The 21,071-nt window shown below is 72.4% G+C and carries 2 protein-coding genes; both read left to right on the top strand.

Going from position 1 to position 21,071, the window contains the following annotated elements; translation table 11 throughout:
* On the top strand, positions 1-15,561 hold the full coding sequence (locus ACFVFR_RS02695; RefSeq protein WP_383697415.1) for an SDR family NAD(P)-dependent oxidoreductase: 15,561 nt from the start codon (positions 1-3) through the stop codon (positions 15,559-15,561).
* Positions 15,562-15,658: 97 nt separating this feature from the next.
* On the top strand, positions 15,659-21,071 hold a 5,413-nt coding region (locus tag ACFVFR_RS02690), incomplete at its 3' end, for an SDR family NAD(P)-dependent oxidoreductase (protein ID WP_383697715.1).

The following is a 21,071-nucleotide window of genomic DNA, read 5'->3' as shown; positions in this document are numbered from 1 at the left end:
ATGTCGAACGAGGAGAAGTACCTCGACTACCTCCGGCGGGCCACCGTGGACCTGCAGGAGGCGCGCGGCAAGCTGCGCGAGGTCGAGGAGCGCGAGAGCGAACCGGTCGCGATCGTCGGGATGAGCTGCCGGTTCCCCGGCGGCGTACGCACCCCCGAGGACCTGTGGCGACTCCTGCTCGACGGCACGGACACCGTCGCCGAGTTCCCCACCGACCGTGGCTGGGACCTCGAAGCCCTCTTCGACGACGACCCCAACCGACAGGGCACCTGCTACACCCGCGAGGGTGCCTTCATCTACGACGTCCCCGACTTCGACCCTGCGTTCTTCGGCGTCTCACCGCGCGAGGCCGCGGCGATGGACCCGCAGCAGCGGCTGCTCCTCGAAACCACCTGGGAGGCGTTCGAGCGCGCGGGCATCGACCCGCATACCCTGCGCGGCAGCCGCACGGGTGTGTTCGTCGGCACCAACGGCCAGGACTACGCGGCCCGCCTGCTGACCGGAGTGCCGGAGGGTTACGAGGGCCACCTTGGCACCGGGAACGCGGCGAGCGTGATCTCGGGGCGCGTCTCCTACACGTTCGGCTTCGAAGGCCCGGCGCTGACCGTCGACACAGCCTGCTCGTCCTCCCTGGTGGCCCTGCATCTGGCGGTGCACGCGCTGCGCACGGGCGAGAGCCCGCTGGCCATCGCGGGTGGCGTCACCGTCATGTCCTCACCCGGCGTGTTCATCGACTTCAGCCGGCAGCGGGGCCTGGCCATGGACGGTCGCTGCAAGGCCTTCGCCGACGCCGCCGACGGCACCGGCTGGGGCGAGGGCATCGGCCTGCTCCTCCTGGAACGCCTCTCCGACGCCCGCCGCAACGGTCACCCTATCCTCGCGGTCGTCCGTGGCTCGGCCGTCAACCAGGACGGCGCCTCCAACGGCCTCACCGCCCCCAACGGCCCCGCCCAGCAGCGCGTCATCCGCCAGGCCCTGGCCAGCGCGCGACTCACCGCCGCCCAGGTGGACGCGGTGGAGGCGCATGGTACGGGGACGAGGTTGGGTGACCCGATCGAGGCGCAGGCGCTGTTGGCCACGTACGGGCAGGGTCGTGCGGCTGACCGTCCGTTGTGGTTGGGTTCGGTGAAGTCGAATATTGGTCATACGCAGGCTGCTGCTGGTGTGGCGGGTGTGATCAAGATGGTGATGTCGATGCGCCACGGTGTGTTGCCGCGCACTCTGCATGTGGATGAGCCGTCGTCCCACGTGGACTGGTCGGCTGGTGCTGTGGAGCTGTTGACGGAGTCCCGGCCCTGGCCGGAGGTGGACCAGCCGTGGCGGGCGGGCGTCTCGTCGTTCGGTGTGAGCGGCACCAACGCGCACGTCATCGTCGAGCAGGCACCCGCGACCGAGCCCCGGGACACCCAGGGCCCGAACCACACCCCGGAGCCGGCGAGCGGTGGCCCGGTCCCGTGGCTGCTGTCGGCCCGCAGCCCGGAGGCGCTGCGAGAGCAGGCCGCACGCCTCAGTTCCTTCGTGGCCGGCACACCAGCCACGGGTGCGACACAGGCAGGCGTGGCGGAGGTGGGCCGCGCACTGCTGAGCTCGCGGGCCACGCTGGAACACCGCGCCGTCGTCGTGGGCACCGACCACGCCGAACTGCTCACCGCGCTCACAGCCCTGGCCGAAGGCCAGCCGACCGCCGCCGCGACCACCGGACTGGCCCAGGACCCCGACCAGGTGGCCTTCCTGTTCTCGGGTCAGGGGGCGCAGCGGTTGGGGATGGGTGGTGAGCTGGCTGCTCGTTTCCCGGTGTTCGGTGAGGCGTTGGAGGCGGTGTTGGGTGAGTTTGACCCGCGTGTGCGTGAGGTGTTGTGGGGTCAGGACGCGGATGCGTTGAGTGAGACGGGTGTGACGCAGCCTGCGTTGTTCGCGGTTGAGGTGGCGTTGTTCCGGTTGTTGGAGTCGTGGGGTGTGCGTCCCGACGTGTTGGCTGGGCATTCGATTGGTGAGTTGGCTGCGGCGCATGTGGCGGGTGTGTGGTCGTTGTCGGATGCGGTCAGGGTGGTGTCGGCGCGTGCTGGGTTGATGCAGGCGTTGCCGGCTGGCGGCGCGATGGTGGCCATCCAGGCGTCCGAGTCTGAGATCGCGGAAGGTGGGCTGCCGGAGGGTGTGGGGATCGCGGCGGTCAACGGCCCGTCGTCGGTGGTGGTCTCGGGTGACGCTGCCCAGGCTGAGGCGGTGGGGGAGCGGTGGCGCGAGGCGGGCCGTAAGGTGTCGCGCCTGCGCGTCAGTCACGCGTTCCATTCGCCGTTGATGGATCCGATGTTGGAGGAGTTCCGCCGGGTTCTGGAGAGCGTGGCGTACGCGGCTCCCACCATCCCGATCGTCTCGACGCTGACCGGTCAGCTGGCTTCGGCTGAAGAGTTGACGTCGTCCGCGTACTGGGTGCGCCACGTGCGCGAGTCCGTACGCTTCGCTGACGCGGTGGCCACTCTCGTGGGTGAGGGTGTGGGGACGTTTGTCGAGGTGGGGCCGGGTGGGACGCTGTCGGCGCTGGGGCAGGAGTCCGCGCCGGACGCGGTGTTCGTGCCCGTGCTGCGTGGCGAGCGCCCGGAGGCCGTGGCCGCCACCCTGGCGGTGGGGCAGCTGCACGTGCGGGGCATCCCGGTGGACTGGCGGCCCTTCTACGGCGACCACCCCGCGCGGTGGCTCGACCTGCCCACGTACGCCTTCCAGCGCGAGCGCTACTGGCTCGACGCGCTGCCGCTGACCGGCGACGTTACTGCCGCCGGACTCGGTCCGGCTGACCACCCGCTGCTGGGGGCGGCCGTCGCTCTCGGCGGCACGGACGGCGTACTGCTCACCGGCCGCCTCTCGCTCCAGTCCCACCCCTGGCTCGCCGACCACGCGATCATGGGCTCGGCGCTGCTCCCTGGCACGGCGTTCGTGGAGTTGGCGGTGCGGGCTGGTGACCAGGTCGGGTGTGATCTGGTGGAGGAGTTGACGCTGGAGGCGCCGCTGGTGCTGCCCGAGACCGGTTCGGTGCGGGTGCAGGTGTGGGTGGGCGCGGCGGACGCGTCGGGCCGGCGCGAGCTGACGTTCCACTCCAGTACGGGTGAGGCCGACGACGGGACCGCGTGGACCCGCCACGCCACCGGTGTGCTGCGCGAGGGCAGCCGCACGGTGGGAACCTCCCTGGTCGAGTGGCCACCGGCGAACGCCGAGGCCGTCGACCTGGACGGCTACTACGCGCGCATGGCCGAAGGCGGCTTCGGCTACGGGCCGGCCTTCCAGGGGCTGCGGTCCCTGTGGCGTGCCGGCGAGCAGATGTACGCCGAGGTCGCGCTGCCGGACGCGGCGGAGGCCGACGGCTTTGGCCTGCACCCGGCGCTGCTGGACGCGACCCTGCACGCCATCGGCCTGATGGGCGCGCCCGACGCGCCGGGCCGACTGCCGTTCGCGTGGTCGGGTGTACGCCTGCACGCCTCGGGTGCGACCGCCCTGCGCGTACGTCTGACGCCCACGGGGTCGGAGGGCGTGTCGTTGGCGGTCGCGGACGGTGCCGGATCGCCTGTGGCCTCGGTCGACTCGCTGGTGCTGCGTCCGGCCGCGCCGGACCAGATCGCCGGCGACGCGCTCGGCGACGCGCTGTTCGGCGTCGACTGGACACCTGTTGCTCCGCCCGAGGGCGCCTCGCCGTCGGTGGAGTGGGCCGAGCGGGAGACGGCACTGGCTGTGACGGAGTCACCCGACTTCGTCGTTGCGGAGTGCCCGGCTGGCACCGTCGCCGGGGCCGGCCTGGCGGCTGGCGCACACGAGGCGGCGCATTGGGCGTTGCGTACCGTGCGGGGTTGGCTGGCTGAGGAACGGGCTGACGCGGCCCGGCTGGTGGTGGTGACGCGTGGTGCGGTGGCCGTAGCGGCCGATGAGGGTGTGTGTGGTCTGGGGCAGGCTGTTGTGTGGGGTTTGGTGCGTTCGGCGCAGTCGGAGAATCCGGGTCGAATTGTGTTGGTTGATCTGGATGGTGAGGTTGCTTCGGTTGAGGTGTTGGCTGGGGCGTTGGCTTTGGGTGAGCCGCAGTTGGCGGTGCGGGCTGGTGTGGTGAGTGTTCCGCGTCTGGTGCGGGCTGGGCGGTCTGTGGTCGAGGATCCTGGTTTTGGTGTGGGTCCGGTGTTGGTGACTGGTGCGACGGGCACGTTGGGTGGGTTGGTGGCCCGGCATTTGGTGGTTGAGCGTGGTGTGCGGAGCCTGTTGCTGGTCAGTCGTCGTGGTGGGGCGGCTGAGGGTGCCGAGGCGTTGGGTGCGGAGTTGGTGGGGTTGGGTGCTGAGGTCACCTTCGCGGCGTGTGATGTGGCGGATCGTGAGGCTGTGGCTGGGTTGCTGGCTGAGTATCCGGTGACGGCTGTGGTGCATACGGCTGGTGTGCTGGACGATGCCACGATTGGTTCGCTCACTCCGGAGCGTATTGATGGGGTGTTTGGGCCGAAGGTCGATGCCGCGTGGCATCTGCACGAGCTGACCCGCGACCTGAACCTGTCGGCGTTCGTGTTGTTCTCTTCGGCGGCTGGTGTGTTTGGTGGGCCGGGGCAGGGTAACTACGCGGCGGCCAACGCGTTCCTGGATGCGTTGGCCCAGCACCGGCGCGCCCAGGGTCTGCCCGCCACCTCGCTGGCCTGGGGTCTGTGGGCGCAGGCCAGTGGCATCACGGGCCAACTCGACGAGGCCGACGTACGACGCATCACCAGCGGTGGCATGCTGCCGTTGGACTCCACCGACGGCCTGGCGCTGTTCGACGCGGCGGGTACGACGGGGCGCGCCGCACTGGTGCCGATCCCGCTCGATCTGGGCGTACTGCACCGGCAGGCCCGCTCCCACCCCGTGCCGCACCTGCTGCGCGGGCTGGTGCGGGGCACCGCGCGTCGGGCCGTCGAACGGGCCGCCGCGAAGTCCGCGCTGGCACAGTCGCTGGTGGGGCTGACGGTGGCCGAGCGGGACAAGGTCCTGCTCGACCTCGTCCTGGGACACATCGCCGCCGTACTCGGGCACAGCTCCGCGCACGCCGTCGCGGCCGACCGCGCGTTCAAGGATCTGGGCTTCGACTCGCTGAGCTCCGTCGAACTGCGCAACCACCTCAACGCGGCCACCGAACTGCGACTGCCCGCCACCCTGGTCTTCGACCACCCGAACCCCGCCGCGCTCGCCGCCCACCTCGGTGCCGAACTCGCCGGCGCGCCGGCCGTCGCGGCCCCGGCCCGTACGACCGTGGCCGCCGCGACCGACGAGCCGATCGCCATCGTCGGCATGAGCTGCCGCTACCCGGGGGGCGTGAGCACACCCGAGGAGCTGTGGCAACTGGTGTCGGGTGGCGTCGACGCCATCAGCGGGTTCCCCACCAACCGTGGCTGGGACCTGGACGCGCTCTACGACGCCGACCCCGACCACGTGGGCACCTCCTACACCCGCGAGGGTGGCTTCCTGCACGAGGCCGACCAGTTCGACCCCGGGTTCTTCGGGATCTCGCCGCGTGAGGCGTTGGCGATGGACCCGCAGCAGCGGTTGCTTCTTGAGACGTCCTGGGAGGCGTTCGAGCGGGCCGGGATCGACCCCGAGTCGGTGCGCGGCAGCGCCACCGGGGTGTTCGCCGGCCTGATGTACCACGACTACGTGTCGCGCCTGCGTTCCGTCCCGGACGGCGTCGAAGGCTATCTCGGCACCGGCGGGTCCGGCAGCGTCGCCTCGGGCCGTGTCGCCTACGCGCTGGGCCTGGAGGGCCCGGCCGTCACCGTCGACACCGCGTGCTCCTCGTCGCTGGTCGCCCTGCACTGGGCGTGCCAGGCGTTGCGCCAGGGTGAGTGCGAGATGGCGTTGGCCGGCGGTGTCGCCGTGATGGCCACTCCCGGCACCTTCGTCGACTTCAGCCGGCAGCGCGGGCTGTCCGCCGACGGTCGGTGCAAATCCTTCTCCGACAGTGCCGACGGCACCGGCTGGGGCGAGGGTGCCGGCATGCTCCTGGTGGAGCGGCTGTCCGACGCCCGGCGCAACGGTCACCCCATCCTCGCGGTCATTCGTGGTTCGGCCGTCAACCAGGACGGTGCGTCCAACGGTTTGACCGCGCCCAACGGTCCCTCTCAGCAGCGGGTGATCCGGCAGGCCCTGGCCAGCGCCGGCCTGACCTCCTCCGATGTGGACGCGGTCGAGGCGCACGGCACTGGCACCACCCTGGGTGACCCCATCGAGGCGCAGGCGTTGCTGGCCACCTACGGGCAGGACCGCACCGGTGAGCCGTTGTGGCTGGGCTCGATCAAGTCCAACATCGGTCACACCCAGGCGGCGGCCGGTGTCGCCGGCGTCATCAAGATGATCATGGCGATGCGGCACGGCGTCCTGCCGCCCACCCTGCACGTGGACGAGCCCTCGTCGAACGTGGACTGGACCGCCGGCGCCGTCGACCTGCTCACCGAGGCCCGCGCCTGGCCGGAGACGGGTCGCGTACGCCGCGCGGGTGTGTCGTCGTTCGGCGTCAGCGGCACCAACGCGCACACCATCATCGAGTACGTGCCCGCCGAGGACCACACCCAGGCCCCGGCCGACGGCGTGGTGCCGTGGGTGGTCTCGGCGCGGAGCCCGGAGGCGTTGCGGGACCAGGCGTCGCGCTTGGGTGAGCGGGTCGGTGGCGACTCCGGTGCCGGTACCTGGGATGTCGGGTTCTCGTTGGCGACGTCACGGTCGACGTTCGGTGAGCGTGCCGTGGTGGTGGGCACGGACCGCGCACGGATGACGGCCGGGCTTTCCGCTGTGGCGGACGGCGGTGAGATGCCCGGGTTGGTGACAGGCTCCGTCGTCACCGGTGGCCTGGCCTTCCTGTTCTCGGGTCAGGGTGCGCAGCGGTTGGGGATGGGGCGTGAGCTGGCGGCGCGTTTCCCGGTGTTCGCCGACGCGCTGGATGCGGTGTTGGGTGAGTTCGATCCGCGTGTGCGGGAGGTGTTGTCTGGCCAGGACGCCGATGCGTTGAGTGAGACGGGTGTGACGCAGCCTGCGTTGTTCGCGGTTGAGGTGGCGTTGTTCCGGTTGCTGGAGTCGTGGGGCGTACGTCCTGACGTGCTGGCCGGGCACTCGATCGGTGAGTTGGCCGCCGCGCACGTGTCGGGCGTGTGGTCGTTGTCGGATGCTGCCCGGGTGGTGTCGGCGCGTGCTGGGTTGATGCAGGCGTTGCCGTCCGGTGGGGCGATGGTGGCCATCCAGGCGTCTGAGTCTGAGGTCGCGGAAGGTGGCCTGCCGGACGGCGTGGGCATCGCGGCGGTCAACGGGCCGTCCTCGGTGGTGGTCTCGGGTGACGCCGCCCAGGCTGAGGCGGTGGGGGAGCGTTGGCGCGAGGCGGGCCGTAAGGTGTCGCGGCTGCGGGTCAGTCACGCGTTCCATTCGCCGTTGATGGATCCGATGTTGGAGGAGTTCCGGCGGGTTCTGGAGGGTGTGTCGTACGCGGCGCCGACGATTCCGATCGTCTCGACGTTGACGGGTGGGCGGGCGTCGGCTGAAGAGTTGACGTCGGCCGCGTACTGGGTGCGGCACGTTCGGGAGTCCGTACGTTTCGCTGACGCGGTGCGGACGTTGGCGGATGAGGGTGTGGCCACCTTTGTCGAGGTGGGCCCGGGTGGGACGCTCTCGGCGCTGGGGCAGGAGACGGCGCCGGACGCCGGCTTCGTACCGGTGCTGCGGGGGGACCGTTCTGAGGAGTTGGCGCTGGTCTCGGCTCTGGCTGAGGTTCATGTGCGTGGGGTTTCGGTGGACTGGGCGGCGTTCTTCGCTGGGAGTGGGGCGCGGCGGGTTGATCTGCCGACCTACGCCTTCCAGCGCGAGCGCTACTGGCTGGACACCGGCGTGGGCGCGGGCGATCTGGACGCGGCGGGGCTGGGCCCGGCCGGGCATCCGCTGCTCGGCGCGGTCGTGGACGCCGCCGACGCCGACGGGCATCTCTTCACCGGTCGGCTGTCGGTGGAGTCCCACCCGTGGCTGGCCGACCACGCCATCCGGGGTTCGGTGTTGCTGCCGGGAACGGCCTTCGTCGAGCTGGCCGTACGAGCCGGTGACCAGGTCGGATGCGCCTGCGTGGAGGAGCTGACGCTGGAGGCACCACTCGTGGTGCCCGAGCGCGGCGGCGTACGGGTGCAGGTGCGGGTGGGCGCGGCGGACGAGGCCGGCCGCCGTTCGGTGACGGTGCACGCGCGGGGCGACGAGAGCGATCTGTGGGTGCGGCATGCCAGTGGTGTGCTGGCCGGCGAGGGTGGTGTTCCCGCTGAGCTGGGTGTGTGGCCGCCGGTGGGGGCTGAGGTGGTGGATCTGGCGGGGTTCTATGACCGGATGGCTGATGGTGGTTTTGGTTATGGGTCGTTGTTCCGGGGGTTGCGTGCGGCGTGGCGTAAGGGTGATGAGGTCTTCGCCGAGGTGGCTCTTCCGGGTGAGGTCGAGGTGGCTGGGTTTGGGCTGCACCCGGCGCTCCTGGACGCGTCCCTGCACGCCATCGGGCTGATGGGCGCCGCCGACGCGCCCAGCGGGCTGCCGTTCTCCTGGTCGGGTGTGCGGTTGCACGCCTCGGGTGCGACGGCTCTGCGCGTACGGGTGTCGCCCGCTGGGTCGGACGGGGTGTCACTGGCGGTCGCCGACGCGACGGGTGCCCCGGTGGCCTCGATCGACTCGCTGGTGCTGCGCCCGCTCTCGGAGACCGTCGCACGGCAGGCGGGGGAGTCGCTGTTCCGGCTGGACTGGGTGCCCGCCACCGCTGCCTCCGTGACGGTTGGCGCGGTAGGAGAGTTCGCCGACTGGGCGGCCGTACGCGCCGCGCTGGAGGCGGGGGAGAGCCTGCCGGACAACGTCGTGGTGCGCTGCGGCGCCACACCCTCCACCGAGGTGACCTCGGTACGCGCGGAGGTGCTGGCCACCCTGGAGCTGGTGCGGAACTGGCTGGCCGACGCGCGCACCGCCGACGCGCGGCTGGTGGTGGTGACCCGGGGTGCCGTGGCGGTCGGCGCCGAGGTCGACGTACCCAACCTGGCGGCAGCCGCGGTGTGGGGCCTGGTGCGTACGGCGCAGGTGGAGAACCCCGACCGACTCGTCCTGGTGGACGCCGACACCAAGCAGGGCTGGCAGCCGGCACTGGCCACCGGGGAGCCGCAGGTCGTCGTACGGCACGGGAAGGCGCGGGTGGCCAGGCTGGCCCGGGTGCGGCCGGAGGCCGAGGCGGCCGGCGCCGAGCCGGCGTTCGGGCCGGACAGTACGGTGCTGGTGACCGGTGCCTCCGGTGCGCTGGGTGGCCTGATCGCCCGGCACCTGGTCACGCACCACCAGGTCGGACGGCTCGTCCTGGTCAGCCGGCGGGGAATGGCGGCCGAGGGGGCCGCCGAACTGCGCGACGAGCTGGTCGCGCGAGGTGCCGAGGTCGCCGTCGCCGCCTGTGACGTGGCGAACCGGGACGCGCTGGTCGAGCTGCTGGCCGAGTACCCGGTGACCGCGGTCGTGCACACCGCCGGCGTACTGGCCGACGCCACGATCGGCTCGCTCACCCCGGCCCAGGTCGACACCGTCTTCCCACCCAAGGTCGACGCGGCCTGGCACCTGCACGAGCTGACCCGCGACCTGAACCTGTCCGCGTTCGTGCTGTTCTCCTCCGTGGCGGGCACGCTCGGCGCGCCGGGGCAGGCCAACTACGCGGCGGCCAACGCCTTCCTCGACGGGTTGGTCCGTCGCCGGCACGCACAGGGTCTGCCCGGCACCTCGCTCGCGTGGGGCCTGTGGGCCGACGGCATGGGCGCCCGGGTGGCGCAGTCCGCGGCGCGGGGCCTGTCCCACGCGGAGGGTGTCGCACTGTTCGACACCGCGCTCGCCGGCCCCGACCCCGTCCTGGTCCCGATGCGGCTCGACCTGCGAGCCGTACGCGAGCTGCCGGCGATCCCGCCGGTACTCAGCGGCCTGGTGCGGACGACCCACCGCAGGGCCGCCGGCGGCGGGGCCGACCCCGCCGTGGCGCTGCGCGAGCGCCTGGCGTCGCTGGCGGCCGACGAGCGCCAGCGGGCGCTTCTCGACCTCGTCCGCACCCAGGCGGCCCTGGTGCTCGGCCACCCCGGGCCGGAGGCGGTCGCACCCGACCAACCCTTCACCGAGCTGGGCTTCGACTCGCTGACCGCCGTCGACCTGCGTAACCGGCTCAACCTGGCCACGGGGCTGCGGCTGTCCGCGACCCTGGTCTTCGACTACCCGAGCCCCGCCGCGCTCGCCGCGTTCGTCGGCACCGAGTTCGCGGGCGACTCCACCGCGGTCGCGACGGCGCCCGTGGTCGTCGCCCCGGTGGACGAGCCGATCGCGATCGTCGGCATGAGCTGCCGCTACCCCGGCGGCGTCCGCTCACCCGAGGACCTGTGGCGGCTGGTGGCCGACGGCGCCGACGGCATCACCCCCTTCCCCACCGAGCGCGGGTGGGACACGGAGACGCTGTACGACCCGACCGGCGAGCGGGCGGGCAGCTCGTACACCCGTCAGGGTGGCTTCCTCCACGACGCCGACCGGTTCGACCCGGAGTTCTTCGGCATCAGCCCGCGCGAGGCGTTGGCGATGGACCCGCAACACCGGCTGCTCCTGGAAACCTCCTGGGAGGCGTTCGAGCGGGCCGGCATCGACCCCAGGTCGGTGCGCGGCAGTGCCACCGGGGTGTTCGCCGGTGTGATGTACCACGACTACGCCGCCCAGTTGCACGGCGCGCCGAAGAGCATCGAGGGCTACCTGGGTACGGGCAACGCGGGCAGCGTCGCCTCCGGCCGGCTGTCCTACACGTTCGGGCTCGAAGGCCCCGCGATGACCGTGGACACCGCGTGCTCCTCGTCGCTGGTGGCACTCCACCTGGCCGCGCAGGCGCTGCGCTCGGGCGAGTGCTCGCTGGCGCTGGCGGGCGGTGCGACCGTCATGGCCACACCCGCCGCGTTCATCGACTTCAGCCGCCAGCAGGGGCTGTCGCCGGACGGCCGGTGCCGCTCGTTCTCCGACGACGCCGACGGCACCGGCTGGGGCGAGGGCGTGGGCATGCTCGTACTGGAGCGGCTGTCCGACGCGCGACGCAACGGGCACCAGGTGCTCGCCGTCGTGCGTGGCTCGGCTGTCAACCAGGACGGCGCGTCCAACGGTCTGACCGCGCCCAACGGTCCCTCCCAGCAGCGGGTGATCCGCCAGGCCCTGGCCAGCGCGGGCCTGACCCCCGCCGACGTGGACGCGGTCGAGGCGCACGGCACCGGCACCACCCTGGGTGACCCGATCGAGGCCCAGGCCCTGCTCGCCACCTACGGCCAGGACCGCGCGGCCGACCAGCCGCTGTGGCTGGGTTCGCTCAAGTCCAACATCGGACACACCCAGGCCGCCGCCGGCGTGGGTGGCGTCATCAAGATGGTCATGGCACTGCGCCAGGGTGTGCTGCCCAAGACGCTGCACGTGGGCGAGCCCTCGTCGAACGTGGACTGGTCCGCGGGCGCCGTGGACCTGCTCACCGAGGCGCGACCGTGGCCCGGAGCGGACCGCCCCCGACGCGCGGGTGTGTCGTCCTTCGGCTTCAGCGGTACCAACGCGCACGTCATCATCGAGTCCGCCGCCGACACGGACGGGCCGCGATCTCCCGTGCCGCCGCTCGGCCCCTGGCTGGTCTCCGGTCGCACGGAGGGCGCCTTGCACGCACAGGCGCTCCGGCTGCGTGACCACCTGGCCGCCCGGCCCGACCTCGATCCGGCGGTCGTCGCCCGCGCGCTGGCCACCTCGCGGGCCGGGTTCGAGCACCGACTGGTCGTCGTCGGCCGGGACACGGCCGAGCTGCTGGCCGGACTCACCGACGCCGTCGAGGGCCAGCCGAGCGGCCGGAACGTACGCGGCGTCGCCGCCGAGCACCGGCTTGCCTTCCTCTTCTCGGGTCAGGGTGCGCAACGGTTGGGGATGGGTCGTGAGCTGGCGGCGCGTTTCCCGGTGTTCGCTGACGCGCTGGACGCGGTGTCGGGTGAGTTTGACCCGCGTGTGCGGGAGGTGTTGTGGGGCCAGGACGCGGAGGCGTTGAGTGAGACGGGTGTGACGCAGCCGGCGTTGTTCGCGGTTGAGGTGGCGTTGTTCCGGTTGCTGGAGTCCTGGGGTGTGCGTCCTGACGTGTTGGCTGGGCATTCGATTGGTGAGTTGGCTGCCGCGCACGTGGCTGGTGTGTGGTCCCTGTCGGATGCTGCCAAGGTTGTCTCGGCTCGTGCTGGGTTGATGCAGGCGTTGCCGGCTGGCGGGGCGATGGTGGCCATCCAGGCGTCTGAGTCTGAGGTCGCGGAAGGTGGGCTGCCGGAGGGTGTGGGGATCGCGGCGGTCAACGGACCGTCCTCGGTGGTGGTCTCGGGTGACGCCGCCCAGGCTGAGGCGGTGGGGGAGCGGTGGCGCGAGGCTGGGCGTAAGGTGTCGCGCCTGCGCGTCAGTCACGCGTTCCACTCGCCGTTGATGGACCCGATGTTGGAGGAGTTCCGCCGGGTTCTGGAGAGCGTGTCGTACGCGGCTCCCACCATCCCGATCGTCTCGACGCTGACCGGTCAGCCGGCTTCGGCTGAAGAGTTGAACTCGGCTGACTACTGGGTGCGGCACGTACGCGAGTCCGTACGCTTCGCCGACGCCGTGCGTGAGACGGGCGCGGACGTGCTCGTCGAGATCGGGCCCGGCGGCGTGCTGTCGGCCCTGGGGCAGGAGACCCTGCCGGACGCGGCCTTCGTGCCGGCGTTGCGCGCCGACCGCGCGGAGGACGGCGCCGTACTGACCGCGCTCGCCGAACTCCACGTCCGGGGCGTGCCCGTCGACTGGGCCACCTACTACGCCGGCCACGGCTACGACCTGGACCTGCCGACGTACGCCTTCCAGTACCAGCGGTTCTGGCCCGACGCGAGCGCGCGCCCCGCCGCCGACGCGACCGGGCTCGGGCTCGGCTCCGCCGACCACCCGCTGCTGGGCGCGGCGGTCGTCCTCGCGGACGAGGAAGCCACCCTGTTCACCGGTCGGCTGTCGCTGTCCACCCACCCGTGGCTGGCCGAACACACCATTCGGGGTTCGGTGTTGCTGCCCGGGACGGCCTTCGTCGAGCTGGCCGTACGGGCCGGTGACCAGGTCGGATGTGCCTGCGTTGAGGAACTGACGCTGGAGGTGCCGCTGGTGCTCTCCGAGCGTGGCGGTGTACAGGTCCAGGTGCGCGTCGGCGCGCCGGACGCGTCGGGCCGATGCGCGCTGACCGTCCACGCGCGGGACGAGAACAGCGACTCGTGGGTGCGGCACGCCAGCGGTGTGCTGGCTGGCGAGGGTGACGTTCCCGCGGAACTCGGTGTGTGGCCGCCGGTGGGGGCGGAGGTGGTGGACCTGGCGGGGTTCTACGATCGGATGGCTGATGGTGGCTTCGGTTATGGGCCGTTGTTCCAGGGGTTGCGTGCGGCGTGGCGTCAGGGTGACGAGGTCTTCGCCGAGGTGGCCCTTCCGGACGGGGCCGAGGTGGATGGCTTCGGCCTGCACCCGGCGCTCCTGGACGCGTCCCTGCACGCCATCGGGCTGATGGGCGCCGCCGACGCGCCGGGTCGACTGCCGTTCTCCTGGTCGGGTGTGCGGTTGCACGCCTCGGGTGCGCGGATGTTGCGGGTGCGGCTGTCGCCGTCCGGGTCGGACGGGGTGTCGTTCGTGGTGGCCGACGGGGCGGGCGCTCCGGTGGCCTCCATCGACTCGCTGGTGGTGCGGGAGGTGTCGGCGGACTCGCTGGCTTCGGCTCGGCGGTACGAGTCGCTGTTCCGCCTCGACTGGGTGCCCGCCCCCGCTCCCGCCGTGGTCGCTGGCGCGGTAGGAGAGTTCGCCGACTGGGCGGCCGTACGCGCCGCGCTGGAGGCGGGGGAGAGCCTGCCGGAGAACGTCGTGGTGCGCTGCGTACACACCGGCGGCCCCGACGCGGACGCGGTACGTCGACACGTGCACGCCACCCTGGAGCTCGTGCGGGGCTGGCTGGCCGACGAGCGCACCGCCGACGCGCGGCTGGTGGTGGTGACCCGGGGCGCCGTCCTGGTCGGCGCCGAGGACGACGCGCCGGACCTGGCGTCGGCCGCCGCGTGGGGTCTGGTGCGCACGGCGCGCGCGGAGAACCCGGGCCGCCTGGTCCTGGTGGACGTCGACGACGAGGACGGCTGGAAGCCCGCCATCGCCAGCGCGGAACCCGAACTCGCCGTGCGCGACGGGGAACCCTTCGTGTCGCGGCTGGTACGCACCCGCCCCGCGGAGACGGAAGGAGCGGGCTTCGGCGCCGGGCCGGTGCTGGTGACCGGCGCGAGCGGCAAGCTCGGCGGCCTGGTGGCACGCCACCTGATCGAGCGGCACGGCGTACGCGGCCTGGTGCTGGCCAGCCGGCGCGGCCAGGTCGGGACGCTGCGCGAGGAGTTGACGGCCCTGGGTGCCGAGGTCGCCGTGGTCGCCTGTGACGTGGCGGACCGGGACGCGGTGGCGGCCCTGCTCGCCGCGCATCCGGTGACCGCCGTCGTCCACGCGGCCGGCGTCCTGGACGACGGGGTGATCGGATCGCTGACGCCCGAGCGGGTGGACACGGTCTTCCGGCCCAAGGTCGACGCGGCCTGGCACCTGCACGAGCTGACCCGCGACCTGAACCTGTCGGCCTTCGTCCTGTTCTCCTCGGCGGCCGGCACCCTGGGCAATCCCGGCCAGGGCAACTACGCGGCGGCCAACGCCTTCCTCGACGCGCTCGCCCACCACCGGCGCGCCCAGGGCCTGCCCGCCACCTCGCTGGCCTGGGGCCTGTGGGTCGGCGAGGACGGCATGGGCGCCCGGATGGCCGAGACCGGGGCCGTGGGCCTGTCCACCGAAGAGGGGCTGGAGCTCTTCGACGCGGTGGCCGTCGGCGCCGACCCCGTCGTCGTACCGATGCGGCTCGACCTGCGAGCCGTACGCGAACTGCCGGCCGTGCCAACCGTGTTCGGCAGCCTGGTGCGAACGACGACCCGCAGGGCCGCCGAAAGCGGCGCCGACCCCGCCACCGCGCTGCGGGAGAGGCTGGCGGCGCTGCCACCGACCGAGCGCACCTCGGCCCTGGTGGACCTGGTGTGCACGCACGTCGCGGCCGTACTGGCCTTCGCCGGCCCGGAGGCGGTCGACGAGCGGCGCGCGTTCACCGAGCTGGGCTTCGACTCGCTGACCGCCATCGACCTGCGTAACCGTCTCAACGCCGCCACCGGGCTGCGGCTGCCGGCCACCCTCGTCTTCGACTACCCGACCCCGCTCGACCTGGTCGGCTACATCGCGGACGGGCTCGTCGTCGACGAGCCTCTCGGAGTGGCCCCGCTGCTGGCGGAGCTGAACCGCATCGAAGCCAGCCTGGCCGCGATCAAGCCAGGCGACGACGAGGACGACCAGGTCGGCACGCGCCTGTCGGCGCTGCTGACCGCCTGGCGCGACAGCCGCGCCGACGTCCCCCAGGCGGCCGACGACCTCGACGACGCGACCGACGACGAGGTCTTCGAACTGCTCGGCAAGGAGTTCGGCATCTCCTGACCCGCCCGCCCGGCCATCCCACTCGCTCGACGTTCCCCGGCTCGACGTTCCCTGGAGTAGAAACACCATGCACAACGAGGACAAGCTCCGCTACTTCCTGAAGCGGGTCACCGCCGACCTGCGTGAGACGAAGCGGCGGCTGCGCGAGGTCGAGACGGGCGAGCACGAGCCGATCGCGATCATCGGGATGAGCTGTCGCTACCCCGGCGGCGTGCGCTCACCCGAGGACCTGTGGGAGCTCGTCGCGGCCGGCCGCGACGGCGTCACACCCTTCCCCACCGACCGGGGCTGGGCCGACGTCGAACTCGCCGACCCGGAGGACCCCGAGCGCGAGTTCCGGACCGAGGGTGGGTTCCTGCACGACGCGGCCGACTTCGACCCCGGCGTGTTCGGGATCTCGCCGCGTGAGGCGCTGGCGATGGACCCCCAGCAGCGGCTGCTCCTGGAAACCTCCTGGGAGGCGTTCGAGCGGGCCGGCATCGACGCGGCCACGCTGCGCGGCAGCCGCACCGGCGTGTTCGCCGGGGTGATGTACCACGACTACGTGTCACGGCTGCGGTCCGTCCCCGAGGGCCTGGACGGTTTCCTGGGCACCGGCAGCTTCGGCAGCGTCGCCTCCGGCCGCGTCTCGTATACCTTCGCGCTGGAGGGCCCCGCCGTCACGGTCGACACCGCCTGCTCGTCCTCCCTGGTCACCCTGCACCTGGCCGCGCAGGCGCTACGCTCGGGCGAGTGCTCGCTGGCGCTGGCGGGCGGCGTCACCGTGATGGCCACCCCGGACACGTTCATCGGCTTCAGCCGACAGCGCGGACTGGCCGCCGACGGCCGGTGCAAGTCCTTCTCCGACGACGCCGACGGCACCGGCTGGGGCGAGGGCGCGGGCATGCTGCTCCTGGAGCGCCTCTCCGACGCCCGTCGCAACGGACACCGGGTACTGGCCGTCGTCCGTGGTTCGGCCGTCAACCAGGATGGTGCCTCCAACGGCCTGACCGCGCCCAACGGTCCCTCCCAGCAGCGGGTGATCCGCCAGGCCCTGGCCAGCGCGGGCCTTGAGCCCGCCGATGTGGACGCGGTCGAGGCGCACGGCACCGGCACCACCCTGGGTGACCCGATCGAGGCCCAGGCCCTGCTCGCCACCTACGGCCAGGACCGCGCGGCCGACCAGCCCCTGTGGCTGGGATCGGTCAAGTCCAACATCGGACACACCCAGGCCGCCGCCGGTGTCGCCGGCGTCATCAAGATGGCCATGGCCATGCGACACGGCGTCCTGCCGCCCACCCTGCACGTCGGTGAACGCTCCCGGCACGTCGACTGGGCCGCCGGCGAGGTCGAACTCCTCACCGAGACCAGGTCGTGGCCGGCGGCCGAGCAACCCCGCAGGTCGGCCGTGTCGTCGTTCGGCATCAGCGGCACCAACGCCCACGTCATCCTCGAACAGGCCCCCGTCGAGGACCCCGACGACGACCAGAGCGGGCCCGCCGAGCCCGCCGAGCCGGTCCACGCCGAGGCGGTGGCCTGGGTGCTGTCCGGCAACGACCCCGCCGCGCTACGCCAACGCGCCGCCACCCTGCGAGCCCACCTCACCCGCGCCGACGGCACGGCGACCCCCTCGCCGGTGGACGTCGGCCACGCGCTGGCCCTCACCCGCACCGCCCTCGAACACCGCGCCGCCGTCGTCGCCACCGACCGCGCGGAACTCCTGGCCGGCCTGGAGGCCCTGGCCGCCGACGGCGAAGCGGCCACCCTCGTACGCGGCACCGTGGGCAGCCGAGGCAAGCTCGCCTTCCTCTTCAGCGGGCAGGGCAGCCAACGCGTGGGCATGGGCCGCGAGCTCTACCGGGAGTACCCCGTCTTCGCACGAGCCCTGGACGAGGCCTGTGCCAGCCTCGACCCCCACCTGGACCGCCCGCTGCGTGACGTGCTCTTCGCCGAGCCCGACACCGAAACAGCCACCCTGCTCGACCACACCACCTACACCCAGCCCGCGCTGTTCGCCATCGAGGTGGCCCTCTTCCGCCTCGTCACAGCCTGGGGGCTGACGCCCCAGTTCCTCGCGGGCCACTCCATCGGCGAACTGGCGGCGGCCCACGCGGCGGGCGTCCTCTCGCTGGCCGACGCGGGCAGCCTGGTCGCCGCCCGCGGCAGGCTGATGGGCGCCCTGCCCGAGGGCGGCGCGATGCTCTCGCTGCGCGCCGACGAGACCACCGTGCGCGGCCTGATCGCCGAGCACGGTGGCGTGGTCGACATCGCGGCCGTCAACGGTCCCGAATCCACCGTCGTCGCCGGCGACGCCGACGCGGTCGCCACCCTCGACAGCGCATGGCGCGAACGCGGCGGCAAGACCCGCTACCTGCGGGTCAGCCACGCCTTCCACTCACCCCACGTCGACGCCGCCCTCAGCGACTTCCGCGCCGTCGCCCGCACCGTCACCTACCACGCGCCGACCATCCCCATCGTCTCCACCCTGACCGGCGCCGTCCTGACCCCCACCCAGGCCCGCGACCCGGAACACTGGGTACGCCACGTCCGCGAGAGCGTACGGTTCCTCGACGCCATGCGCGGCCTGCGCGAACTGGGTGTCACCCACTTCCTGGAGCTGGGCCCCGACGCGGTACTCACCGCCGCCGGCCGCGACTGCGTCGACCAGGGTGCCCACCTGGTGGCCGCCACACGCGCCAACCGCCCCGAGGGCACCACCCTCACCACGGCGATCGCCACCCTGCACGTGCGGGGCGTCACCCTCGACTGGCAGGCCGTCTTCGCCGGCCGTGGCGCCCAGCGGACCGACCTGCCCACCTACCCCTTCCAGCGCGCCCGGTACTGGCTGGACGCCGGCGCGTACGCGGGTGACGTCGCCGCGATGGGCCTGCGCCCCGCCGACCACCCGCTACTCGGCGCCGCGGTCACCCTGGCCGACGAGGAGGGCGCCCTCCTCACCGGCCGGCTCTCGCTGGCCACCCACCCGTGGCTGGCCGACCACACCGTCTCCGGCGTGGTCCTGGTGCCCGGCGCCGCACTGGTGGAACTGGCCATCCGGGCGGGCGACCAGGTCGGCCTCGACCACGTCGAGGAGCTGACCCTGGCGGCGCCGCTGGTGCTACCGGCGGACGGTGCCGTACGACTCCAGGTGTCCGTCGGCGCGCCCGACGCGAACGGGCGCCGCGCCCTGAGCGCCTACTCGCGCGCCGACGACGCCCCCGACGACGAACCCTGGACCCGGCACGCCGTCGGCACACTCGGCACCGCCGAACCCACCCCGGCCACCACCGACCACACCTGGCCCCCCGCCGGCGCCCAGCCCGTCGACATCGAGGACCGCTACGACACCCTCGCCGCCTCCGGACTCGGCTACGGCCCCACCTTCCGGGGCCTACGCGCCGCCTGGCGTCACGCCGACGACGTGTACGTCGAGATCGAGCTGCCCGACACGGACGACGCGGCCTCCTTCGGAATCCACCCCGCCCTCCTCGACTCCGCGCTGCACGCCATCGGCCTCGGCACCTTCGTCGCCGACACCGAGCGACTGCACCTGCCCTACTCCTGGCGCGGAGTGCGCCTGTACAGCAGCGGCGCGACCACACTGCGCGGGCGACTGTCCCCGGCGGGCACCTCGGGCGTCGCGATCACCCTGACCGACACCGCCGGCGCCCCCGTCGCCTCCGTCGAGGCCCTCTCGCTGCGCCCGCTGGCGGCGGACGGGTTGGCCGGCGAGCGGCTGGACTCCCTCTTCCGGATCGACTGGACCCGCGTCCAACCCGCCTCCACGCCCCCGACCGACTGGGCCGTCCTGGGACAGGGCTCTGGCCAGTCGGAGTCCACCGACCCGACCCACACCCACCTGGGCCTGGCCGACCTGGCCCACGGCGAAGGCGACGTGCCGAACCTGGTCCTCGCCCTCCTGCCCCCGGCCGCGAGCCCCGCCCAGGCGACGTACACGGCCCTCGAACTGATCCAGGGCTGGCTCGCCGACGACCGTTTCGCAGCGAGCCGCCTGGTCCTCGTCACCGACGGCGCCGTGGCCGCACGGCCCGACGAGGACGTCACCGACCTGTCCAACGCCCCCGTCTGGGGCCTGGTCCGCGCGGCACAGGCCGAGCACCCCGGACGCTTCGTCCTCGTCGACGCCGACCGGGCGATGACCACCCCCGCCACCCTGGCGAGCGCCGCCACCACCGACGAACCCCAACTCGCCCTCCGAGCGGGCGAACTCCTCGCCCCCAGGCTCGTACGCGCCCGCCCCACCGAGACCGCGACCCCGTCTTTTGGGCCGGGGAGTTCGGTGTTGGTGACGGGTGCGAGTGGGGTGTTGGGTGGTGTGGTGGCGCGGCATTTGGTGGTGCGTCATGGTGTGCGGGATTTGGTGTTGGTCAGTCGTGGTGGTGATGTGGGTTTGTTGGGTGATGAGTTGACGGAGTTGGGTGCGCGGGTTGTTGTGGTGGCGTGTGATGTTTCGGATCGGGGTGCGTTGGCGGAGTTGTTGGCTGAGTATGTGGTGTCGGCTGTGGTGCATGTGGCGGGTGTGTTGGATGACGGTGTGGTGGAGTCTTTGTCGCCGGCGCGGGTTGATGCAGTTTTTGGTGCGAAGGTGGATGCGGCGTGGGGTTTGCATGAGTTGACGCGTGGGTTGGATCTGTCGGCGTTTGTGTTGTTCTCGTCGGCTGCGGGGACGTTTGGTAATGCTGGGCAGGGTAATTACGCGGCGGCTAACGCGTTTTTGGATGCGTTGGCGCAGCATCGGCGTGCGCAGGGTCTGCCGGCTACCTCGCTGGCCTGGGGCCTGTGGGCCGACGCCAGTGGCATGACCGACGAGCTGGCCGAGACCGACCGTGGCCGCCTCGCACGGGGCGGCGTCACCGGACTGTCCACCGAGGAGGGGTTGCGCCTCTTCGACGCCGCCATCGCCCTGCCGTCAGCCGTGGCCGTACCCATGCGACTGGACCTCGCCCCGCTGCGCGCCCACCCCGAATCCGTCCCCGCCCTCCTGCGCTCCCTCGTGCGCACGACACGACCCGAGGCGGCGAAGACGACGCGCGGCGACGGCGGTCTGGCCGTCCGGCTCGCCGACCTGCCGGCGGACGAGCGCCTGCCACTGCTCCTTGACCTCGTCCGTACCTCCGTCGCCGCCGTACTCGGCCACGCGTCCGCCGCGGAGGTGGAGCCGGAGCGCGCCTTCGGCGAACTCGGCTTCGACTCGCTCACAGCGGTCGAACTGCGCAACCGGCTCGACGCGGCGAGCGGCCTGCGCCTGCCCGCCACCCTGATCTTCGACTACCCGACCCCCCTGGTCCTCGCGGGCCACCTGCGCTCCACCCTGCTCGGCGACGCCGAGACCCGAACAGTGACCACCCACACGGCCGCCACCGACGAGCCCATCGCGATCGTCGGCATGAGCTGCCGCTACCCCGGCGGCGTGACGTCGCCGGAGGGGTTGTGGCGGTTGGTGGTGGAGGGTCGGGATGCGGTGTCCGATTTTCCGGGCAATCGGGGTTGGGATGTGGAGTCTCTCTATA

It is taken from the genome of Streptomyces sp. NPDC057702 (assembly GCF_042799315.1).
Classification (GTDB): domain Bacteria; phylum Actinomycetota; class Actinomycetes; order Streptomycetales; family Streptomycetaceae; genus Streptomyces.
The sequence above is the reverse complement of the archived record's forward strand: the minus strand, read 5'-3'. Positions and strand labels throughout refer to the sequence as shown.

Excerpts from the sequence above, each read along its gene's own strand:
- ACFVFR_RS02695 (WP_383697415.1), top strand. The coding sequence starts at position 1 with ATGTCGAACGAGGAGAAGTACCTCGACTACCTCCGGCGGGCCACCGTG.